The sequence below is a fragment of the Desulforhopalus glucosivorans genome (assembly GCF_054397165.1).
In genome coordinates this window covers 4,606,183-4,627,379 of record NZ_AP044854.1, presented here as the reverse complement: position 1 = coordinate 4,627,379, position 21,197 = coordinate 4,606,183, and the positions used below count along the sequence as shown (strand labels likewise).

Sequence of the window (21,197 nt, the reverse complement as noted above, 5' to 3'; positions counted from 1 at the left end):
CTGCAATGAAAATCACAGTTTCTCCATAAAAACAGGAGTACGACAATGGCTGAAAAATTTGATCTGATCGTAGTCGGTGGTGGCAGGGCTGCCAATCTTGCAATTGCAGCAGGAAAATCAGGGCTCAAAGTAGCCCTGATAGAAAAAGACAAGCTCGGTGGTACTTGCCCGAACAGAGGGTGCGTACCCTCAAAGTTACTCCTCGGATTTGCTGAAGCAGCGCGGCAAGTACAGGGGGCAGAGAACCATTTTATTTCGGCAAATTACAAAGGTGCAGATCTGGCAGCAATCTTTGAATCGGTGAATACGTACATCACTGCTGTAGATCCCAGGTATGAAGCGCGTCTCCCTGACACTGTTGAACTTCTACGTGATGAAGCACGCTTTACTGGAAAAAGAATCATACGTGCAGCAGGACGAGAGCTTACTTCCGATAACATCGTAATCGCCACCGGCAGCAGGCCAGTGCAGCCCCCTTTTGCTGCTCTACCGGTTTGGACAAGCGACAGCCTCTTTCCTATGAAAGATGTTTTACCTGAATCGCTCTTAGTTGTCGGAGCGGGCTTCATCGGTTGTGAAATGGCTTCTTTCTTTTCCGCTGTTGGCGTAAAAACAACTCTTCTGAGCCGTTCAGAGAGGTTGCTTTCAAAAGAGGATACGCAGATAGAAGAAGTGTTCAGAAAAGAGTTCAGTCGTTATGTGGATACCAGATACAATGCTACCCTTACGGACTTAACATATGATGGAACAGCTTTTACGGCAACGATTGATGAGGCCGGGAACACAACCATGCTACAGATAGATAATGTGCTTTTTGCAACCGGGAGGATCCCCAACACAGTGCCATTAAATCTCGGAGCCACTGGGGTTGAAGTGGATAGTAAGGGGTTTATTACAGTTAATGATCAACTGGAGACAAATGTTTCCGGAATCTATGCAGCAGGAGATGTTAACGGACGATATATGCTGCAACATGCCGCAAGCTATGAGATTCATTACCTCAGGCGAAAATTGATCAGGGGAGTTCAAGGGCCGATCAACGATGTGCACATAGCCCATGGTGTCTATGGCATTCCTGAGGTTGCGGCGGTCGGCTATACAGAGCAGCAACTCCAGGAACAAAATATTCCCTACGTTTCAATATTTGAAGACTGGCAGGTCAGTGCACGGGCAATGGCCAGAAGAGAAAAGTATCCACGAATAAAACTCCTGGTGTCTCCCGAGGATTACTCCATTCTTGGCTGCCATTTGATTGGCCAGGAATCTGATACCCTGCTTCACCAGGTGCTTACTGTGATGCACCTGAAAAATGATGTCCGTGAACTGGCAGAAATGGTTTATATCCATCCGGCACTCAATGAATGTATTCTTGCTGCATCTGTGAAGGCTGTTGCGGCTGTACGAAGGTACCAGAATGAATAGGCGGCTGTATTGTCCTTTCTTATACTGACATTTCTGGCTGTTTAGTACCTTACTCAAGAAAACCTGTCATAAAAAACAAGAAAACTGAAAGTTCATTTAACATCAATAGTTTGAAGTTAGTATCAAGGCACTTATCCTGGCTTATTTCCCGTTTACCGGGGTTAGATACAAAACCAGTAACAAGTGAATTAAATACGATATTCTCTATCTATTAATAGATAACTTCTTGACACAGACCAAATCCGACATATATCTATCTACAAGTAGATACAAAACAGACTGTTAAATTAGGAAGAAAGTGATGACTGTGAAAGAACTCAATCCAACCGCCCATAAAATACTTGATGCTGCGCAAAAACATGTTCAAACGGCTGGATTCAATGCATTCAGCTATAAAGATCTGCAACAGGAGGTAGGGGTTAAGACGTCCACAATGCACTACTACTTTCCAACAAAACAGGACATGGCTACAGCCTTACTGACGCGGCACAACGACCAGCTCATGCAAAAACTTGAGAATGCAAAGTCAAGCCACTCAAGTGGTCTGGAGAAGATTAGATTTTTAGGCGAGGTGTTCGTTGATCTTGCGTCTGAGGGGAAATTCTGTATATACGGCATGCTCACCTCGGACCTGCTTTCCATGTCGGATAAAGGCAAAAGCGCCCTTGATGATTTTTATAGATTCACAGAAGGATGGATCGTGGATGCCATTAACCAGGGAAAAGCTGAGGGTGAAATAGAGCCATCTTTAAACCCGGAAGAAGCAGCGGCATATTATCTGGCGACCCTGGAAGGTGGCGTTTTGATTGCCCGTGCAAAAGATGATAAAAATTATATGAGTTCCATCGTCAACCAGGCCACATGTTACTTCAAGCATCATGGGTAGCGTGGAATACTGATATTACTACACGGATACTCTTGGAACTTGAGTTACGGTTTTTAAATCGGCCACATTTATCTATCTATCGGTAGATATGTTTAAGAGATATCTTACTTGAGCACTGGAAAGTTTTCGGTTCAGCACTGGGCAGGACAAAGAGGATAGCCGAGTGGGAACTAAAGGAGGTTTGCGTCTTAACAACCTATCTATCTACAGATAGATTTATATACAATTTATTCATAACAAGCTCTCAGGACCATGGGAGCTTCAACATCCAATGAAGGGAAACACCATGAATTATAGTAAGTTGGCAACAAACATAACAGTACTAATTTCTTTACTTACAGGAGGCACTACAATGGTATACGCTGAAAATCTTTCAAGGGTACGCTACGGAACTGAAAACGTTAATGGCTTAAATATCTTCTTTCGTGAAGCTGGAGATCCCAAATCAGCGAAACCGGCTCTGGTATTGCTCCATGGCTTTCCAAGTTCATCACATCAGTATCGTGAGGTACTTGCCGCAATGGGAGATGAGTTCTATCTCATTGCACCTGATTACCCCGGTTATGGCAACAGCTCTTTTCCCACAGTCGATGAGTATACCTATACTTTTGACAACATAGCTGAAACCATGGACAAATTTCTCATCCAGCGCGGACTTGAACGCTATGTCCTGATGATCCAGGATTTTGGTGCACCCATCGGCTTTCGTATTGCCACCAAACATCCCGAAAAGGTAGCCGGGTTTGTGGTAATGAACGGTAACGCATACGAAGAAGGAATAGCCGAAGCCGGTTGGGGCAAGGTTCTCGATTATTGGAAAACCAAATCGCCGGAACTCGAACAGCACATCATTGAAAATGTTTTCACCCATGAGGGAATGAAGTGGCAATACACCCACGGGACACGAAATCCTGAAGCCATCCTGCCCGACAACTGGGATCTCGATTTTATGAAGATCTCACGCCCAGGCCAGCATGAAGCGCAGCTCTCAATGTTTTACGACTACCAGAATAATCTAAAGAAATACCCAAAGTGGCAGCAGTATCTCAGGGACAATCAACCACCAATGCTTCTGGTCTGGGGCAAAAATGATGCATTCTTTCCTGTCCCTGGTGCTGAAGGGTATAAGCGGGATGTGAAGGATATTGATTACAACATCCTGGATACAGGGCATTTTGCCCTTGAGGAAGAGGCCCCCTTCATCATAGCGAAGATGAGACAGTTCATGAAAACAAAAATTCAGTGATGAGATGATGCCGGGAGCGGCACATCACTTTCTGTGTGCCGCCCCATTTATTGAGACAGATACCCTAAGGAGAAAACCATGAAACAACCTAAGCAGGTGCAAGTAGTTGCAGTAACCTTATTTTTCATAGTAACAGGAGTGTCAAGTGTGTTTGCCGGGTTACCAAACCCGGGCATGCCTATAACACCAGCAAATACCGCTCTTGTTATAACCGATCCGCAAAATGACTTTCTCAGTCCCGACGGGGTTACGTGGGGAGTGGTTGGAGAGAGCGTTACTGCAAATAAGACCGTGGAGAACATCGAGATACTGTTCAAGAGCGCAAAAGCTGCAGGTCTCCCTGTTTTTGTCTCTCCACATTACTATTACCCCCATGATCATGGCTGGAAATTCGAGGGAGCCCTTGAAGCCCTGATGCATAAAATTGGCATGTTTGACCGCAAAGACGCTCTCAGTCTTGATGGATTTCAGGGTTCAGGGGCGGATTGGCTTGAACTGTATAAACCATACATCGAGGATGGAAAGACAATTGTTACCAGCCCGCACAAGGTCTACGGCCCTGAAACCAACGATCTTGTCCTGCAACTGCGAAAGCGTGGCATTGACAAAGTAATACTCGCCGGGATGTCCGCAAATCTTTGCACCGAGTCACATATGCGGGAGTTGATTGAGCAGGGTTTTGAAGTGGCGGTGGTGAAAGACGCGACGGCTGCAGCCCAGGTTCCGGAGGGAGACGGCTATGCCGCCGCAGTGGTAAATTTCCGGTTCATCGCAAATACCGTCTGGACAACCCAGGAAGCTAAACAACAGATAGAAGCAGCCAAATAGGCAACTGAAGGTACAGTGAAAGGATCAAGGTTCGTAATCATTGTTTTCATCTCGTTGGAAAATCATGTGCCAGTGCGGACCTTATCCTCAAGCTGCTGAAAAAGAGAAAATGATATCAATTATCCAAAAACATATAGGGGAAAAGTATGAAAGCTAAAACGAAAGGTGTTCATCATGTTGGCCTTACAGTGCCCGATATCAAAAGTGCCCGTACATTTTTTATCGATGCCTTGGGCTTTGAAGAGGTTGGTGAAAAACCAGAGTATCCAGCCTATTTTGTCAGTGATGGCAGAGTGATGATAACGCTGTGGCAAGCTGAAGACCCTGTTTCTGCTGTCGCCTTTAACCGCCGTACCAATATCGGTCTCCATCACCTGGCATTTACGGTCCCATCTGTTACTGATCTTAAAAAACTGCATACCCAGTTTACCGAAAGAGATGATGTGGAAATTGAATTTCAACCCGAACCACTTGGTGAAAGCACCTTTCGCCATATGATGTGCTCTATCCCCGGTAATATCCGTGTGGAATTTATAGCTCAAGGAGAATGACATGAAGGAAGCTACCCCCTGGGCACCGATTCACGAAGGTGAAAAATCGGTACAGATTCGTGCTGGAGTGCGGGAAGAAGTTAAGCCGTGGGCCTCTCAGATGATCCGGCCATATATGCCGGAACAGCACCGTCAATTCTTTCAGCAGCTTCCTTTCATGGTAGCTTCCGCACGCGACAGTGAAGGGAGGCCATGGGCCACTTTGCTTTGTGGCCCTCCCGGGTTTGTCACATCTCCTGAGCCCAGCGAACTGCAGGTTCATGCAAAGCCGTCAAGAGGTGACGCTCTGGAGCTGTCTTTTACGGAAGGCTCAGAGGTCGGTTTACTTGGAATCGAGTTGGAAACACGGCGACGGAACAGGCTTAACGGTATCATTTCAACTCAAACAGATGATTCATTTTCCGTGGCTGTCAGTCAATCTTTTGGAAACTGTCCACAATACATATCCAAACGCGTCTGGCATTCTGCTCTAACGGCCCCCGAGAGCCAAAAGGCAACCAATCATACACGCCTTACCGCATCTATGCAGAATTGGATCAGGACGGCAGATACCCTCTTTCTGGCAAGTGGTTATAGAAAGAAGGGCGAAAGACGAGACAGTGACGGTATGGACATTTCTCACCGGGGTGGTTCGGCCGGTTTTGTTAAAATTGAGACCCCCCAGGAGCTGATAATCCCGGATTATGCGGGGAATAACCTCTTCAATACTCTTGGCAATATTATGATGGATCCAAGGGTAGGGCTGTTGTTTATTGATTTCAAAGGAGGAAGCCTGCTTCAGCTCACCGGAAAAGCAACAATTGACTGGGATTCACCGCATATAGCAGATCACGCCGGTGCCCGACGATTACTGCGTATCAGCATCGAACATATTATCCAGCTTGAAAAAAGCGTGCCTCTCAGATGGGATGAACCTGAAGGGGCTATTCGTGAGTTGCGATTAAAGAACAAAATCAGAGAAAGTGAGGATGTCATCTCTTTTGAATTTGTGCCCCGGGACGGCGGTGACTTGCCTGCATTTAAAGCCGGTCAATATCTGCCAATCGAGTTACCCATAGATGAACATCAATCTTTAGAGCGTACCTATTCGCTCTCTAATGGACCGGGAGGAGATACATACAGAATAAGCGTAAAGCGTGAGGAAAAGGGTTTGGTTTCACGCCTCCTGCATGACAGGCTTTATCCAGGAGATGTAGTTTATGCCCAGGACCCTGAAGGAGAATTCGTCCTCACTGAGAATGTGCAACCGGTAACACTTATTAGCGTAGGAATCGGTATAACACCGATGGTGAGTATGTTGCACGAGCTTGTACAACAAAAAAGGCAGGTCTACTTTATTCACGGGGCGCGTGATGGAGCACACACTCCACTGCTGGCCGAGGTACAGCAGCTCATTGATTCCCATACGAATTCTCACCTGGAAATTGTCTTCAGCAAACCAAGGACAGCTCAAGACAAACAGGGTGAAGGCTATCACCGCTTTGGTCGAATTGATGGCTCTGTGGTCGAAGATTTTGTTCCTGGGCTTGCGGGTGAGTTTTTTGTGTGTGGCCCAAAGGAATTTCTGGTGTCCATAGTCGCTCAGCTTGCACAGCTTGGAGTGAATGAAAAGTATATTCACCAGGAAAGCTTTAAGTGAGCCGTTCTCAAGATACAAATGCCTTACAACAGGGAGTATTATTGGAGATCTACGAGCATAACTTTCAAAATCACAATAACGAAAGCTTTTTCCACCGCTATCGTATTTATCCATAAACCGAGAAGCCAACCTTGAAAAAAGGTTATTTTGGTTCCCAGTTGTAGACGTGCATGGATTAAGCTTGAATTTCAGTTTATTGGTGTTTTGTCAGGTGGTTGAGGGGGTATATTTTTCTAGATACAGGAAGAAACTTAACTTCATGTTTTCTTCATTTGGCTTACATATACATGGCTAACCTCTACTGAACAAGACGTCTCTACAGCCATTATATCTTTAAGGATACCCTGCTGCAGCCTGATCTGTTTTCAGAACAACATACCGGCACACACTACTATAGCCTCCCCCCCCAACTCTTAAAAATCATATTTAAAAAAATATCTTTTTTCCCCCTCACCGGAAGTGATACAATAATTGAAGTCCATATAGTGAAGGACCCTCCGAATCTCAAATTTTCTATAACATCAGGTGGAGCTATGAAGAAACCAGGGTCACCGATTAGAAGAGTCATACCTTGCCTTTTGTTTGCTGCTTGCCTGTTCGGCATGTTCGTGACGGCAGCTAGTGCAACTCAGATAAAAAAGGTTGTGATTATTGTCACAATGCCGGTTCCCACATGTGAAGCTCACCTCGAACACTTTTTATCTCGTTTTACCCAACTTGGATACAAAAATGGTGAGAACCTGGATCTGGTTATAATCAGGGCAAATGGAGATCGACAGTTTGCTGAAAATGAACTTAAAAAGTCAGTCCGGCAGGGAGAGCCCGATGCAGTAGTCACCATTGCAACACTTGCATCCCAGGCGGCGTTCAATGTCTTGAAAGACACCAGCGTTCCAATATTTTTCTTTCAAGTTTCCGATCCTGTAGGGGCCAGTTTGATAAAAAAGATAGGTGCCAAAACTGCATCCAATATCACAGGTCGTGCATTTTCTGTCCCTAACGACATTCGCATCAATCTGGTGATGCGCCTGATCGGTCAAGCTCAAACCAAACGACCAGTTCGTTTCGGATATATCTATTCATCTTACCCGTCAGCTGTTGGGGAATTAAAATCCTTGCAAGTGCTCCAGAGTAAACAACGCGACATCTTTTTTGAACCTTACCTCCTGCAATACAGAAGTGTTCCGGATGGCATTCCGCAGATGATTGAAGAGGTGAAAGCCGGCATACAAACTCTTTCAGATTCTGTCGATTTTTGGTGGCAACCACAAGGGCCCCTGGGGGAACTGGATGTGTATACCGAGATATTACAAAAAAATTCAAATATCCCGATTGCTATAGGACCAACCCTGTCAAGTGTAAAGGATGGAGCATTAATTCACATTACTCCAGACATTGAGGCAAGTGGGAGGGAAAGTGCTGAACTGGTAGACAAAATATTAAAAGGAACACACCCGGGTGATATGCCGGTCACTTTTTCAGCTGCGTTTGATGTTGGTCTCAATATGTCGACAGCTCAGAAATTAAATATTGTTGTTCCACCTGATCTCATCGAACTGGCTGGTGAAAATATTTATCATTAAAGCTCTTTGGTTACCCAGAATGAACCTTTTATCGAACAACGAAGATATACGGCGAAATTGCCGTTTCAGGATGGAAACTCAATAGGAGAATCAACATGGTTCGCACTCTGCAACTTCTCGTTACCTTAATGCTAGCTGCTGGCATTTTTTCTAGTGGGCATTGTGCTGAACCAGTAAAAGTGATATTGCTCGAATCTATGACCCGCCCCCTTGTCCAAGAGAACAGTAATTGGTTTCTGGGGCACATGAGGGTTCTAGGTTACAGAGAGGGAGATAACGTAGAGTTAGAGCGGTTAAACGGGGAAGGTAGTATACAAAAACTCGATAGTCTCATGGAATCGACATTAGCAGAAAAGCGACCAGACCTAGTGGTAACAAACGCCACCATAGCTTCACAGGTTGCACGAAAACATCTTGAAAACACTGATATACCGCAACTATTCTTCGGAGTTACAGATCCGGTTGGTGTAGGCTTGATTACCTCAGTAGGCATTCCAACCCACTCCAATATCTCAGGCATAGTTCACTCACCACCTGTAGACACTGTCTTAGAGTTTGTTTCTAGTTTTTTACGTAATAACGCAGTGTCAAAACCGGTGCGTATAGGCTTTATCCACTCGAACTACCCTTCAAGCAACAAGGATATTGCGCACCTCATAGAAACTGTAGGTGCTCATAAAGATATCGTTTTTATCCCATACAAAATCCCCTATTTGAAAGGTGATTCCAGGAAAAAAGAAATGACTGAAAGAGCGTTTGCAGCAGCTAAGGAGTTGGAAAGTGAGGTTGATTTCTGGTGGCAGCCCCGTGGACCCTTAGGTCTTGATGCTGACTTTACCAAAATGTTAATTGAGGAAACCTCTGTACCCATAATACATACTGCATCAATCGATGCAGTACGAATGGGAGGGCTTCTAAATTTTGGAACACACCCTGAGGCACACGGCCGGGAAACAGCTATACTAGCCGATGCCATTCTAAAGGGGAAATATGTTGGAGATATGCCTGTTTTCCCAACATCCAAAATCCAAATTGCCGTAAACCTGACTACAGCCACAAAATACAAACTCGTTATACCTTCTGAAATTTTGAAAATAGCTGGAGATAACATTTTTCACTGAACAGGATTAGATTTTCTTGCTCAAACCAAGGAGAAATTGGGGTGAATATTTACCAACTCTCAAAATCGCAAACCAAAGTGCACATTATTGTAATGTTATTGTAAGTTGATGAAACTCCATTTTAAAATCATTCTAACCATCGTTCCTCTGGTTCTTATTATCATTCTGGGGCTTGGATTCTGGTCCTATGGGACTGCACGAAAGAACAGCATTGATTCCCTGTTCCAATTCATTGAAACATCACTGGAAGTTCATTTCTTAGCCGAGCTTGAACAGAAGGTACATTTGCTTCAAGATTCTAAAATGGATGGAGTTGACTACTTTGTGGACCACTATAAACAGGAGGTGTTAACAAAATTCAAGGCAGATGCCCAGCGTATTGAGGGAAGTCATATCTTTATTTTCTCTCACACTGGGAAAATGATTTTCTCCTCTGCCCAGCAAAAATCAAAAGACATGGAGAATGCCTGGTCAGATATAGCCATAAAAACCGCAACCACAGGACATACAACTGGACATTTTACTACAGCCCCCTTCCAGAGTTACTTTGCTGCCCACCTTTTTCCGTCTTGGGAGTGGATTGTATTTTTTAGTCTAGAGGACAAAGAATTACATCAATATCTCCAAAAGATGCGACTTACGACAATAATTGTCGCCATTGTTGCCGGGATATCTATTGTTTTCATACTGTTTATAATTTTCAGACAGATTCTTATTCGCCCAATTCAACAACTTCAACTTGCAGCATCGCAAATCGCCAGGCAGCAACCTTCACCCCAGCTTAACACCTCAGCCAAAGATGAATTAGGCCAACTTGCAAGGGAAATGAAGGGAATGGCCGATGCAATCACCTCCTATAATGAAGAACAGTTGCGATTGCAGAACGAACTCCGGCAAAGCAACTTATCGCTCCAGGAGAGTGAAGACAAATTTCGGCGAGCAATCTTGATGGCACCTTTTCCGGTTATGATCCATGCTGAGGATGGGGAAGTTCTGCAGATTAACCACTCGTGGACAGAGTTGACAGGATACACTCATGAAGAAATTTCCCAGATGAGTGATTGGCTGGAAAAAGCCTACGGCCAAAGATCGGCAGATATCGCAAACGCAATCGCTGCACTGTACAACCTAGAATCAAAAACAGATGAAGGAGAATTTGAAATCAGAACTGTGGAGGGAAAGCAGATCTACTGGGATTTTAGTTCCGCACCACTTGGAAAAGAAAAAAACGGAAGACGGCTGGTTATTAGTATGGCCAAGGATGTAACAGAAAGTAAAAACAGTGCAAATGAGAAAAGGATGCTTGAACAGAAGTTAATCCAGTCTCAGAAAATGGAGTCAATCGGTAACTTGGCAGGTGGTATTGCACACGACTTTAACAACATACTTTCCGTCATAATAGGGTATGCGGAGTTGGCTATAGATGAAACCGAGCGCGGATCATCTTTGGATGAATCATTGCAAGAAATTTATACTGCAGGTAACAGAGCACGTGATCTGGTAAAACAAATCCTTGCATTTGCCCGTCAATCTGGCGAGGAGAAGAAACCTCTACAACTCAGCACTATTCTAAAGGAAGTTATTAAATTCATCCGTTCAACTATTCCTACATCCGTCGAGATACACTCTTCTATCGAAAGCTCAGCATTTATATTGGGGAATCCCACTCAAGTCCATCAGGTGTTGATGAATTTATGTACCAATGCAGCCCAGGCAATGAGCGCTGATGACTCCGGTGTTCTGGAAGTGCAACTTACAGAAATCGATCTAGACTTGAATAACCGTTGGCAGAAGTTACACCTTGAACCGGGTAAATATATTGAATTGAGTATCAGTGACACCGGCCAGGGAATAGCACCACAAAACATTGAATCTATATTCGAGCCGTACTTCACTACCAAGAAGGTGGGAGAAGGTACCGGAATGGGTCTTGCAATGGCCAAAGGTATTGTTGAAAGCTACAACGGTGCAATCACAGTAGAGAGTAACCTGGGAAAAGGCTCAACTTTCACTATTTACCTCCCTGTCAGTACGCACAAACAGTGGAGAGACACTTCCAAGGAGAAACAACTTCCAGGTGGTTCAGAACATATTCTTTTCGTTGATGATGAACCAGCAATTGCAAAAATGGGGGTGCGGATTCTTGAGTCACTGGGTTACTCAGTAGTATCAAAAACTAATAGTAAGGAAGCGTTAGAGTTCTTCCAAAATCATCCAGAACAATTTGATCTACTTATAACTGATATGACAATGCCACATATGACTGGGGACAAATTGGCCTCGGAAGTTTTACGAATACGACCCGATATTCCAGTGATCATTTGTACTGGCTATAGTAATCGAATTTCTCCAGAACAAGCACAACAGATTGGGATCAACGGCTTTGCCTATAAACCTCTATCAAAAGCTGACCTCGCAGTCACTGTACGCAGATCACTTGATGCCAGTACCGCAGATTACCATGTGAAATCTTAATATGAAAAGAGCGGCTATAACTTTACCTTCCTGAGTATATTATTCGTCGGAAATGATCCGTAATCGTGCAGATCAACGTTGGCTCGCTCTCGGCCTAGAACTGTAACACAGGCTATCAAACTTAGTGAGGCATGTAATTGATTTTGATGTATCTGGCAAGTGGGGAAATACACTTATCTTATTTTGCCTCAATGGCGTATTCTATCATTTTGTTAATGATCGACTTGCCGCAATAATTGCACCCAAGTTAGCTGAAAGCATTGAATTGACTCTGATTTGTCTTTTCATAGCCATGGTTAATATCGCTTTAGCTGCACCATTTATCCCTCTTTTCAACCGATACATTCCACTGCTGATGGCTCGCAGGCCTGACAAAAAACAAGAAATATTCACTGGTAAATTGGAGAGAAGCCCAGAAGGCGTGAGTGGCTGAAATGCTTTGGCCGGCTTGCATTCTTCACAACTGTCCAGGTGATGTAAAATTGCCATATGATCTTTTCTAGACTACACTCTTGTGGTTGATGAAGAGTGGTAGTTGTTCGTTTTTTTAGGTGACTGACTTTTTTTGCCCTCTTCTACCTAAGCAGCATAAAACCTGAACTATAAAGGAGATATCACATGAATAGAATAATCGTAAAATTTTGGCTGACGTCGCTGTTTGTTCTATGTCATCTCATGTCTGCCCACGCTGCGCTTGATGATGGCTCTGCTCTTATAGTCATTGATGTGCAAAAGGCATTTTCCGAGCCTGACGGGTTTTCTCCTGTTTGTCGTGAGCAGGCAGATAATATGCTCCCTGTCATCAACAGGTTAATCGATCAATTTGCAAAAGCCAGTTCACAGATAATATATATAAAGCAGGAATATGTCAGGGACACAGAGTTCGATAGCAGGTTAAAAATTATAGGAGACCTGCACTTCACGAAAAAACAACCTAGTGCATTTTCAAATAAAGAATTTGAAAATTACTTGAAATCAAAAAACATTACCAAGTTATACGTTGTAGGCCTTGCCGCAGAGTACTGTCTATCTGCGACAGTCTCGGAGGCTCTTAAAAAAGGGTTAGAGGTAACAGTTATTGGCGATGGCGTTGCAGCAAAAATGTGCTCATCATTACAGGATGAAATCGAATCTTATAAAGATAAAGGGGCTCAAGTTGTACTCTCAAAAGATATTAGATAGCTGACTATAATGGAATGTGTGGAGAGGTTACCTGTAACAATGAAATGTAAGCCTGTCTGAATATTTCTTCAAAAATGGAATAGTACGAATTTCTGTCAAAATGAGGTGTTGACCGTTACAGGTTATACTCAAGAAATGTGAAATGTCCGGGAATCCTCAGGGGAGAGAATATGCGAATCGCGGGATTGATCAGAATTTTACTCATGAGTATATGTTTAATAAGTTCCGCCAGTGCCGAGGAACTGATTGAACTCAAAGTTGCAGGGGGTATATCGCATAAGTCGCTCTTATTTCAAAGTGGTTTGTCTAGGGCGGTGGTGTTAGTGCATCAATCGGGAAAAACTGCGGAGAGTTGGCGACAACTCGCCACTGTCCTTGCTGATCGGGGTGTCACATCTCTGGCTCTTTTCTCTATATCACCAGACGATGTGGCGGCTGCAGTCCGCTATCTGGAGATGAAAAAGTTTGAGGAAATCACCTTAGTCGGTGCCAGTTTAGGCGGATCTGCGATTACCCAGGCATTGGCAGCGAATACCTTTGATACTGTCATCAGTGTAGTGTTACTTGCCCCAGCCACCGGGCCGGCGATGACATCAGCTGCAATCAAGAAGATGATCATCGTTGCTAAATCGGATTTCTATAAATCCAGAGCCTACACAAGTTTTGAAGAAGCTGTTAAACCAAAAATCTTGAAGGAGTACGATGGGACAGAGCATGGACAAGCCCTGCTAAATGGATTTTACTCTCAACAGGTGCTGCAGGAAATTTTCAATTTTCTAGATATCCCCACTGGGGATGGTTGACGTTTATCTACTCTAGTATTTCAGAATTGAGTGAAAAACGACTCAAATACTCATCTCAAATTAATTATGTATGGCCAAATACAACGATTAGTCGTTTGAGAAAACTCTCAACAACTTAGCCCTTCTTCCCCGCAGCACCAACCATGACGGTACTGGTGGGCACAAGGTGTAGAGTATCAATGGCTGAACACTCCCCCTTGAAAACTCTGCCTGTTTGACAAGTTTTTTCAAATGAATAACAGGTTTGGTGATCAGGTTATACAGTTGCCCATCTACCCCCGCGGGCACCTTTGTGTCAGCATTAATTTTCAGGCCGATCATATGGGGGGTGTATCTCTTTGGTCTAAATACGTCGACCTGGCAAGCCCAGCTCAGCCAGGGGAATTCGTGTCTGGTGGAACATTCAAAATTGGCGAAGTGAGTACATCGCCTGGTATCCCGGCGATAGAATTTTTTGATCAGATAATTTCCTTTGCTGATATCTGGTCTACAGAATCTCAGCAACTATTAGAAATGATTGCTGAATCAAAAACCATGTTCCAGCGAGCCAGGCGCTTAACTCCTTCTTTCTGGAGTTCCAAGGGCACGAATCTGGAAAACCACCCCTTCTCACAAGAGCAACCGACACTGTTTACACCACCAGTAAACATATTAGCCCAAACCAGTCGACTGCTCAACTTAGTTACTATTTTAGACACATAGCTCAGATTTTTACTAGAATTTAACTCCTCTTTTTCCTTGTCAAATTGTGGATTTTTTGAAAACAGGACAGGGCCCTCGCAAACGAAATTGACGTTTCGAAGATCACCTTTGACAAACCGACGAGGGCATATGATAATGACAGTAACAGTATTTCTATCAGTGCAAAAATCTTAGCATTAATGGAATTGACCAGTATGAGAAAAATCTGGAAAAGGCGAATTTTCACAGCATGTATCATTGGTGCACTCTTTGTTCTTGCAGGCAAGTATTACCGTACTCAGCAGATTGATAACGTTGAAGACATATTGAGTGAAATAGCGGTTTTTGCCTCAGAGCCCCTGTGGCATTACGATATAAATGCCATAGAGGAGTATTTCAAGCTCATATCTGAAAAAAACAACTTTAGCTCTCTCCAGGTAATAGATGTCAACAACCTAAATATATTAGAACTTTCCAACAGTCAGACAATAAAAATTACACGCCTGCTGTCACGTACCGGACTTTTGCCGGAAATGTATTTTGAACATGATATCTTGTATGAAGATCAAGTAATTGGGAAAATCCTCGTCGAGTGGGTAGATGACTCCGTCTACTTTTACGTATACATTTTTATTGTCGCAGTTCTCCTCTATATAATTTTGCAGCTTTACCTCAGTACGTCTGACGCCAAGGCCTCCCTTGAAGAACAATTTCAGGAGGTGAAAGAACAAAAAGAGTATATCGAAAGACTCTTCAATATTGTGCCGGAAGGGCTTATCACGCTGGACAGGCACAACAACACGGTAAATGTAAACACCTCCTATCGGTCTATGGTTAAAGAGTGGGCACAAAGGCGGAGCATCCCGATCACGCAGGCGGAAGATGAGTTCGTGAGCGAACTCGTTGAGCAAAGCTCTCTCAAGCCGAAAGGACAATACACATTATCCCAGGACCACCAGTCAGTAATAATAGAGTATACATTGGCAGAATTTCAGTCATCTCAGAATGCATCAAAGCTGTTATCCATACGTGATATTACCCGGTTTAAATCGCTGGAAAGACAGCTCGTCCAGGCCCAGAAACTGGAATCTGTTGGTCGACTGGCTGCCGGCATCGCCCATGAAATCAACACCCCAACACAATATGTACTGACGAACATTGATTTTATCGATGAAGCTATAGGTGACATTACAGAGATGCTTGAGCCGGTAGAGAAGTTTATTGCAATGGAATTGGACGGAAAGGTTCAAACTGCCCAGAACCAGATAATTGAAAGCCTGGCTAGTGCGGACTGGGAATACCTCAAAGATGAAATGCCAGATGCCATTTCCCAGGCAAAGGAGGGAATCGAGAGAGTCTCTAAAATAGTCCTGGCGATGAAAAACTTCTCCCATCCATCCGGTACCAACCTGGAGAATCATGATGTTAATCAGGCTATTGAAACGACTGTCTCGGTCGCAAGAAACGAGTGGAAATATGTTGCGGAACTCAATCTGAACTTAGATCAGTCCATCCCTCAAATCCCATGCTACCTCGATGAATTAAATCAGGTCTTTCTTATTATGATCGTCAATAGCGCTCATGCCATCGCTGATAAATACGGAGAGGGAGGAGGCATCCAGGGCGTGATTGCTATTGAGACAGCAATACGAGACAATAATCTGGTCGTCACGTTTCGTGATAACGGTAATGGCATATCCCCGGAGGATAAAGGGAAGATCTTTGACCCCTTCTTCACCACAAAAGCGGTAGATAAAGGTACAGGTCAGGGGCTAACGATAGCACATGATATTGTCGTCAAAAAACATAAAGGTGAAATTAAGGTAGATTCAGAACCAGGAAAAGGTACCGTGTTTGAGGTCATTATTCCCAAGAATGGCTCAAACGACGCCGAAAAGGAGTAAATAAGTTCCCCCCCTGGACATGGGGTTTATTTATAGCTGACTCAGTTTTTTTCGATTCAATACGCGCTTTTATCCGGAGTCAATTGTTGATCATTACGTCAAATTTGCACACAACTGAGAAGCCCTTGCTGCTCGGCTTTTCAGGCTGGTTGAAAATGATGGGTAACCAGAAACAATTTTCTACTACAGGGAGTAACAGATGAGAATAGTAATCGGCTTGTATCTGATGATCAGTGTAGTGGCAGTTTCTGCCTATGCAAATGAGATTGACGTCTCTGTCCTGATAGCCTCAAAACAGAGAAACGCCTACCATAAGACGTTTAGTGATTTCTATCAGGAAACCGGAATAAAAGTGAATACAATCGCTCTATCAGATACAGCGTATAAACAGAATATTTCTGAGTGGTTACTGGAGGGAAAAGACACTCCTGATGTTTTATATTGGCAAGCGTCACAGCGTTTATATCATTTTGCAAAACTGGATGTTATTCATCCAATAACAGATCTCTGGAGTAAGAATAATTTTGATGAAAATTTTTCACATGTCAAAAGTGGAGTGACATACAATAATGAAATTTATGCACTTCCCTTTGCCTATTATCACTGGGGTGTTTTTTATAAAAAATCTCTGATTGCAAAATTTGGCGGAACTCCCAAGAACTGGGAGGAGTTCATTGCACAATGTGAAAAGTTGCAAGAGGCTGGAATTACTCCGATTGGTATTGGCACAAAAAATAATTGGCCAGCTGCAGCCTGGTTTGACTACCTAAACCTCAGGATTAATGGACTGGACTTTCACCAACAAGTTTTATCTGGTGAAATCTCTTTCTTTGATGAACGCGTGCAGAATGTACTGAGTGAACTGAAGAAACTGATCGATCAAAAATTCTTTCTCTCGAACAAAAAACAACTCGCATGGGATGAAGTACTCCCCTTATTATACCGCGATCAAATTGGGTTTACATTAATCGGTAATTTTGTCACCGGTAAGCTGCCAGAACTGTTTAAAAAGGATATTGGCTTTATACCGTTTCCCACTATCGATCCATCAATCCCTCTCTTTGAAGAAGCCCCCATGGATGTATTTATGATTGCCAAAAGTTCAAAAAAAATCAAAGAAGCGGAAATGTTTATTCAATACATCGCCCAAGCCGATGTTCAGTCCAAACTCAATGAGGCACTTGGTTACCTTCCTCCCAATAAAAAGGGAACAGCGAGCAGCGATATGTTCATCCAGGCAGGTGAAGCACTGTTAAAAGAGGCAGAAGGTGTCTCACAGTATTTTGACAGAGACACAATACCAGCTTTCGACAAGATAGTCGTACCGCTTTTAGCGGATTTTCTCGAAACGGGTGATATACAGGCAGTTACCGAAAATCTTGAGAAGGCAAAGAAACAAGTGTTCAAGAAATAGGCATTTACCCTCGTCAAAGTGGTGGGTGGGGTGACAAGTCGTTGCGTTCTATGTTTTCCCTAAAATAATCAGCACAATGGTACAGTTCCGCAGGAACAATCAGCGCCGTAAACGATATTTGCTCATTCGTGAAAAAACAAACGGTATCAAGAGATACAGGAATGCCCTGCTCCACATGTTAACATTGCCAAGGAAGATTCATAGTTTATCCATCCACTTATTTTTTTTGTTTGGACTCCCGTTTAAACATTCCACAAAATAGACATTCGATATCCAAACTTCCCCACACGCTCGTATCGATGCCCCATTTCCCCTATCTTTATTAAAATTTTGAAGCTACTCCCCCTGTCGTACTCAGACTTTGCGTATTTTTACACATTCACATTTTCCCAAGAACAGAAAAATTACGATAAAAACAATTGATTAGCGCGAACCACTCGGGTAACACTTTTATACAATTTGTGTTATTTTTTCTTGACAACGAGCCCCCTTCACACTAGTAACACAAATATAAAATTAGTATTACTAGTGATTACATAGTCTCGTATAATTTTTCAGATACACTCTAACATTTTAGATTAACTAAAGAATTATGCTATGAAACGAACAGAAGTCCTTCGGTCGATTGATCTCGAGCAACTTGATTATATTCAACAGAAAATCGAGGTTGTCTGTGACAATGTGCACCAGTTACCGGTTGGATTCGCCTTTGCGGGGAAGATGTTCCCGGTAAACAGAATTCTCTGTCGCTGTAAAATTGCCGAAGATCATTTGGGACATGGTTACCTAGTGGAGGTTGGTGTCGGAAATGTATTCTATCTATACAATCAGACAGAATGCTATCACAGTAGTGAGCTTACTGATCCCAGTATTTGGGTGCTTTGCTTCAGGGTTTTGAAGGACCAGGAATTAATGCGATTGTTTTTGGAGGATCGAAAGATGTTAGCAAATATTGCACTAAAGCGGGTGGTTGACTTTCACGGTCATGTTTGTCCTGAGCTTGTTCTGGGAAGTAAGTTCTGCGAATTTGTCCAGCATCTTCCGGGTGAGAATGTTCTCGAAGACAACAATTTTTCTGTTCTTGCCGAAAACAGCACTTCCGCCCTCGATGCGATTCAGATTCTTCTTGGGGTGACCGTCGGTAACCAGCGCCTCATGGTCATGGACTATGGCAAACATAATTACACACTCTATAGCCGGCACAAGGATACAGGTTGGATTTTCAGGTTGAAAGCTATGAATTTCGGCGATGAGGAATCCTTTCACTGGTTGGAGGGAAAAATCATTAACAATAGTGCCCTATTGGAGGACATTGTCTCATTCCAAAAGTTAATAGACGAACGCGTTCGTCGAATATTGGCCTTATCGCCAGAGGAACTTTTCATCCTTGAGCCGACTCAGTGTGCACAGCAACAACCGCAGGAATCGACGAGTCTCTATACTATTTGTGCGATGTGCGGTCAGCAGGTTCTTGCCACTCGCTGTATAGAGCGCCGTGACAAGATCTTGTGCCAGCCCTGTTTTCAGAAGGAAGCACCGGGATGCATTCACTATGGCATACAGTAAAAGCACCTGCACCTTCAATTATGGATGTTTATGATCGTGATCCTCTTGGTCATGGTCGTGTTGGTGTTCATGGACATGTTGGTGGGAGTGTTTGCCGTCGCTCATAGAGGGTCTCCTTTTTATTATGGTTGTTAGGAAAATACTGATTTTGCAACATAAACATACATCCTAGAGGGCATATGCAAGAATTATTTTGGATGGATAAAAAAATCGTCAATGGACAGTTGGTATCAATAATCAGTTGGTTTTTTTATTAAAATTTAAGGAGGATCTTTTAATGTTGCGTCTTTTCCTACGCTTTCTCTCTGGCTTATTCATTATTTTTTTTGCGGCGACGCCCCAGGCTTTCGCCGACAAAGATACGCTGATCTATTCATGGTCATCAAATGTAGGGGAACTGAACCCACACTTGTATTCCCCAAATCAGATGTTTGCCCAGGCTCTGCTCTACGAGTCGCTTGTCAAATATGGCGAGGGCAACAAGGTACTGCCCTGGTTGGCTGAAGAGTGGACCATCTCTTCCGAGGGAAAGGTCTATACTTTTCAATTGCGAAAGGACGTTACATTTTCCGATGGCACCCCTTTTAATGCCATAGCTGTTAAGAAAAATTTTGAGGCGGTCATGATGAACCGTGACCGGCATAAGTGGCTTGAGCTTGTGGCCCAGATCGACAAGGCTGAAGCTGTCGACGAGTTTACCTTCCGCTTGACGATGAAAAACGCCTACTATCCGACCCTGCAGGAACTCTGCCTGATCCGCCCCTTGCGCTTTATGAGTCCGGCAGCCATGCCGGAAGACGGCAATACCTCAAAAGCAATAAAAAAGGCTGTGGGCACCGGACCCTGGAAGTTGATTGAGAGCCGTAAGGGCGAGTTCGACCTGTTTGAGCGCAACGACAATTACTGGGGTATCAAACCAAAGTTTAAAAACCTGCTGGTCAAGGTGATTTCCGACCCGACCACCAGAGCAGTCGCCATGGAGACAGGGGAGATAGATTTGATCCATGGGGCTGCTGGTCATGGCAGCGGTCAGATAAGCCTCGATTCGTTTGAACGTTTCAACACGATGCCTGATTATGTTACACAGGTTTCCCAACCTCTGGCCAGCCGAGTGCTGGCGATCAACTCAAAACGTGGGCCGACCGCTGACCTTAAGGTTCGTCAGGCCATCCAACATGCGGTGGATAAGGATGCTCTGGTCAAAGCAATTTTTTACGGGGTCGAGCAGAAGGCCGACACCCTGTATTCCGCGGATACACCCTACTGTGATCTCGGCCTGAAACCGTACCTCTTTGACAGACAGCAGGCTGAAAAACTCCTGGATGAAGCTGGCTGGAAACAGAGCGCAGATGGAGAGAGCAGGCACAAAAACGGCAAGGAGCTTACCATCGATTTCTGTTTTGTCGGCAATGATGCCCAACAAAAGGCTATTGCCGAAGCGATTCAGGGAGATCTCAGAAAAATCGGCATAAAAATAAATATGATCGGTGAAGAACCTGACTCCAACAAAAACCGTCAGAGGACCGGCGAATTCGGCATGGTTTTTAACGAGACCTGGGGTGCGCCGTACGATCCCCACTCCTTCTGCAGTTCCATGCGAACACCATCACACGCCGATTATCAGGCCCAGATCGGTTTACCCATGAAAACAGAGATCGATGCCAAGATCGGCCAGGCCTTGCTGTCCACAGATGAGGCAGAGCGACAGGAACTCTACAAATATATCCTCACTAACCTCCACGAGCAGGCGGTGTATCTGCCCCTTACCTATGTGCGGGGAGTCATCGTCCATAAAAAAGGTCTTAAAGGGGCTCGATATGGCCAACTCAAAGCGGAAATACCTTTTGAGTTGATTGAAAGAGATTAATTTTACCGAGCTCGACCAGAAGGAGAACA

18 protein-coding genes are annotated in these 21,197 nt (G+C 44.0%); 17 read left to right on the top strand and 1 reads right to left on the bottom strand.

The genetic code is table 11. The features are described 5' to 3' along the window. Window positions 1-45 precede the first annotated feature (45 nt). The 9 genes from ACX6CI_RS19795 (at window position 46) to ACX6CI_RS19755 (ending at window position 11,751) form a co-directional block, all read left to right on the top strand. Window positions 46-1,422, top strand: a complete 1,377-nt coding sequence (locus tag ACX6CI_RS19795) for a dihydrolipoyl dehydrogenase family protein (RefSeq protein ID WP_458775387.1) — start codon at window positions 46-48, stop codon at window positions 1,420-1,422. Window positions 1,423-1,723: 301 nt separating this feature from the next. Further along, window positions 1,724-2,308, top strand: coding sequence for a TetR/AcrR family transcriptional regulator (locus tag ACX6CI_RS19790; RefSeq protein WP_458775386.1), 585 nt, complete (start codon window positions 1,724-1,726; stop codon window positions 2,306-2,308). A 352-nt stretch (window positions 2,309-2,660) separates the two neighbouring features. Next, on the top strand, window positions 2,661-3,554 hold the full coding sequence (locus ACX6CI_RS19785; RefSeq protein ID WP_458775385.1) for an alpha/beta fold hydrolase: 894 nt from the start codon (window positions 2,661-2,663) through the stop codon (window positions 3,552-3,554). Between the two features lie 78 nt (window positions 3,555-3,632). Further along, window positions 3,633-4,382, top strand: a complete 750-nt coding sequence (locus ACX6CI_RS19780) for a cysteine hydrolase family protein (RefSeq protein ID WP_458775384.1) — start codon at window positions 3,633-3,635, stop codon at window positions 4,380-4,382. A gap of 146 nt (window positions 4,383-4,528) precedes the next feature. After that, on the top strand, window positions 4,529-4,933 hold the full coding sequence (locus ACX6CI_RS19775; protein ID WP_458775383.1) for a VOC family protein: 405 nt from the start codon (window positions 4,529-4,531) through the stop codon (window positions 4,931-4,933). Window position 4,934: 1 nt separating this feature from the next. After that, entirely contained in the window at window positions 4,935-6,572 is a 1,638-nt protein-coding gene (locus tag ACX6CI_RS19770; protein ID WP_458775382.1) for an FAD-binding oxidoreductase, read from the top strand. A gap of 533 nt (window positions 6,573-7,105) precedes the next feature. Continuing rightward, complete coding sequence (locus ACX6CI_RS19765; RefSeq protein WP_458775381.1) at window positions 7,106-8,155, top strand: ABC transporter substrate-binding protein; 1,050 nt, start codon at window positions 7,106-7,108, stop codon at window positions 8,153-8,155. A 95-nt stretch (window positions 8,156-8,250) separates the two neighbouring features. After that, window positions 8,251-9,276 (top strand): ABC transporter substrate-binding protein, encoded by a 1,026-nt coding sequence (locus ACX6CI_RS19760; protein WP_458775380.1) that lies wholly within the window; start codon window positions 8,251-8,253, stop codon window positions 9,274-9,276. Between the two features lie 108 nt (window positions 9,277-9,384). Next, window positions 9,385-11,751 (top strand): hybrid sensor histidine kinase/response regulator, encoded by a 2,367-nt coding sequence (locus ACX6CI_RS19755; RefSeq protein WP_458775379.1) that lies wholly within the window; start codon window positions 9,385-9,387, stop codon window positions 11,749-11,751. A 204-nt stretch (window positions 11,752-11,955) separates the two neighbouring features. On the opposite strand, the gene ACX6CI_RS19750 is transcribed toward ACX6CI_RS19755, so the two are convergent. Further along, the gene (locus tag ACX6CI_RS19750; RefSeq protein ID WP_458775378.1) at window positions 11,956-12,240 is read right to left on the bottom strand and encodes a hypothetical protein; all 285 of its coding nucleotides are present in this window, start codon (window positions 12,238-12,240) and stop codon (window positions 11,956-11,958) included. Window positions 12,241-12,369: 129 nt separating this feature from the next. On the opposite strand from ACX6CI_RS19750, the gene ACX6CI_RS19745 reads away from it, so the two are divergent. From ACX6CI_RS19745 to nikA, 8 genes are all read left to right on the top strand, one after another. Further along, on the top strand, window positions 12,370-12,933 hold the full coding sequence (locus tag ACX6CI_RS19745) for a cysteine hydrolase family protein (protein WP_458775377.1): 564 nt from the start codon (window positions 12,370-12,372) through the stop codon (window positions 12,931-12,933). Between the two features lie 203 nt (window positions 12,934-13,136). Next, window positions 13,137-13,736: an alpha/beta hydrolase gene (locus tag ACX6CI_RS19740; protein ID WP_458775376.1), complete on the top strand. Its 600-nt coding sequence runs from the start codon at window positions 13,137-13,139 to the stop codon at window positions 13,734-13,736. A 231-nt stretch (window positions 13,737-13,967) separates the two neighbouring features. Beyond that, window positions 13,968-14,438: a hypothetical protein gene (locus ACX6CI_RS19735; protein WP_458775375.1), complete on the top strand. Its 471-nt coding sequence runs from the start codon at window positions 13,968-13,970 to the stop codon at window positions 14,436-14,438. Window positions 14,439-14,632: 194 nt separating this feature from the next. Beyond that, on the top strand, window positions 14,633-16,321 hold the full coding sequence (locus ACX6CI_RS19730; protein WP_458775374.1) for a sensor histidine kinase: 1,689 nt from the start codon (window positions 14,633-14,635) through the stop codon (window positions 16,319-16,321). Window positions 16,322-16,520: 199 nt separating this feature from the next. Further along, complete coding sequence (locus tag ACX6CI_RS19725; RefSeq protein WP_458775373.1) at window positions 16,521-17,735, top strand: ABC transporter substrate-binding protein; 1,215 nt, start codon at window positions 16,521-16,523, stop codon at window positions 17,733-17,735. Window positions 17,736-18,332: 597 nt separating this feature from the next. Then, window positions 18,333-19,301 (top strand): FmdE family protein, encoded by a 969-nt coding sequence (locus ACX6CI_RS19720; protein WP_458775372.1) that lies wholly within the window; start codon window positions 18,333-18,335, stop codon window positions 19,299-19,301. Beyond that, complete coding sequence (locus ACX6CI_RS19715) at window positions 19,277-19,408, top strand: hypothetical protein (RefSeq protein WP_458775371.1); 132 nt, start codon at window positions 19,277-19,279, stop codon at window positions 19,406-19,408. Before ACX6CI_RS19720 ends, ACX6CI_RS19715 begins: the two co-directional genes overlap by 25 nt. Window positions 19,409-19,578: 170 nt before the next feature. Next, a complete protein-coding gene (gene nikA / locus ACX6CI_RS19710; protein WP_458775370.1) occupies window positions 19,579-21,168 on the top strand; it encodes a nickel ABC transporter substrate-binding protein in 1,590 nt (529 codons plus the stop codon). Window positions 21,169-21,197: the final 29 nt, after the last annotated feature.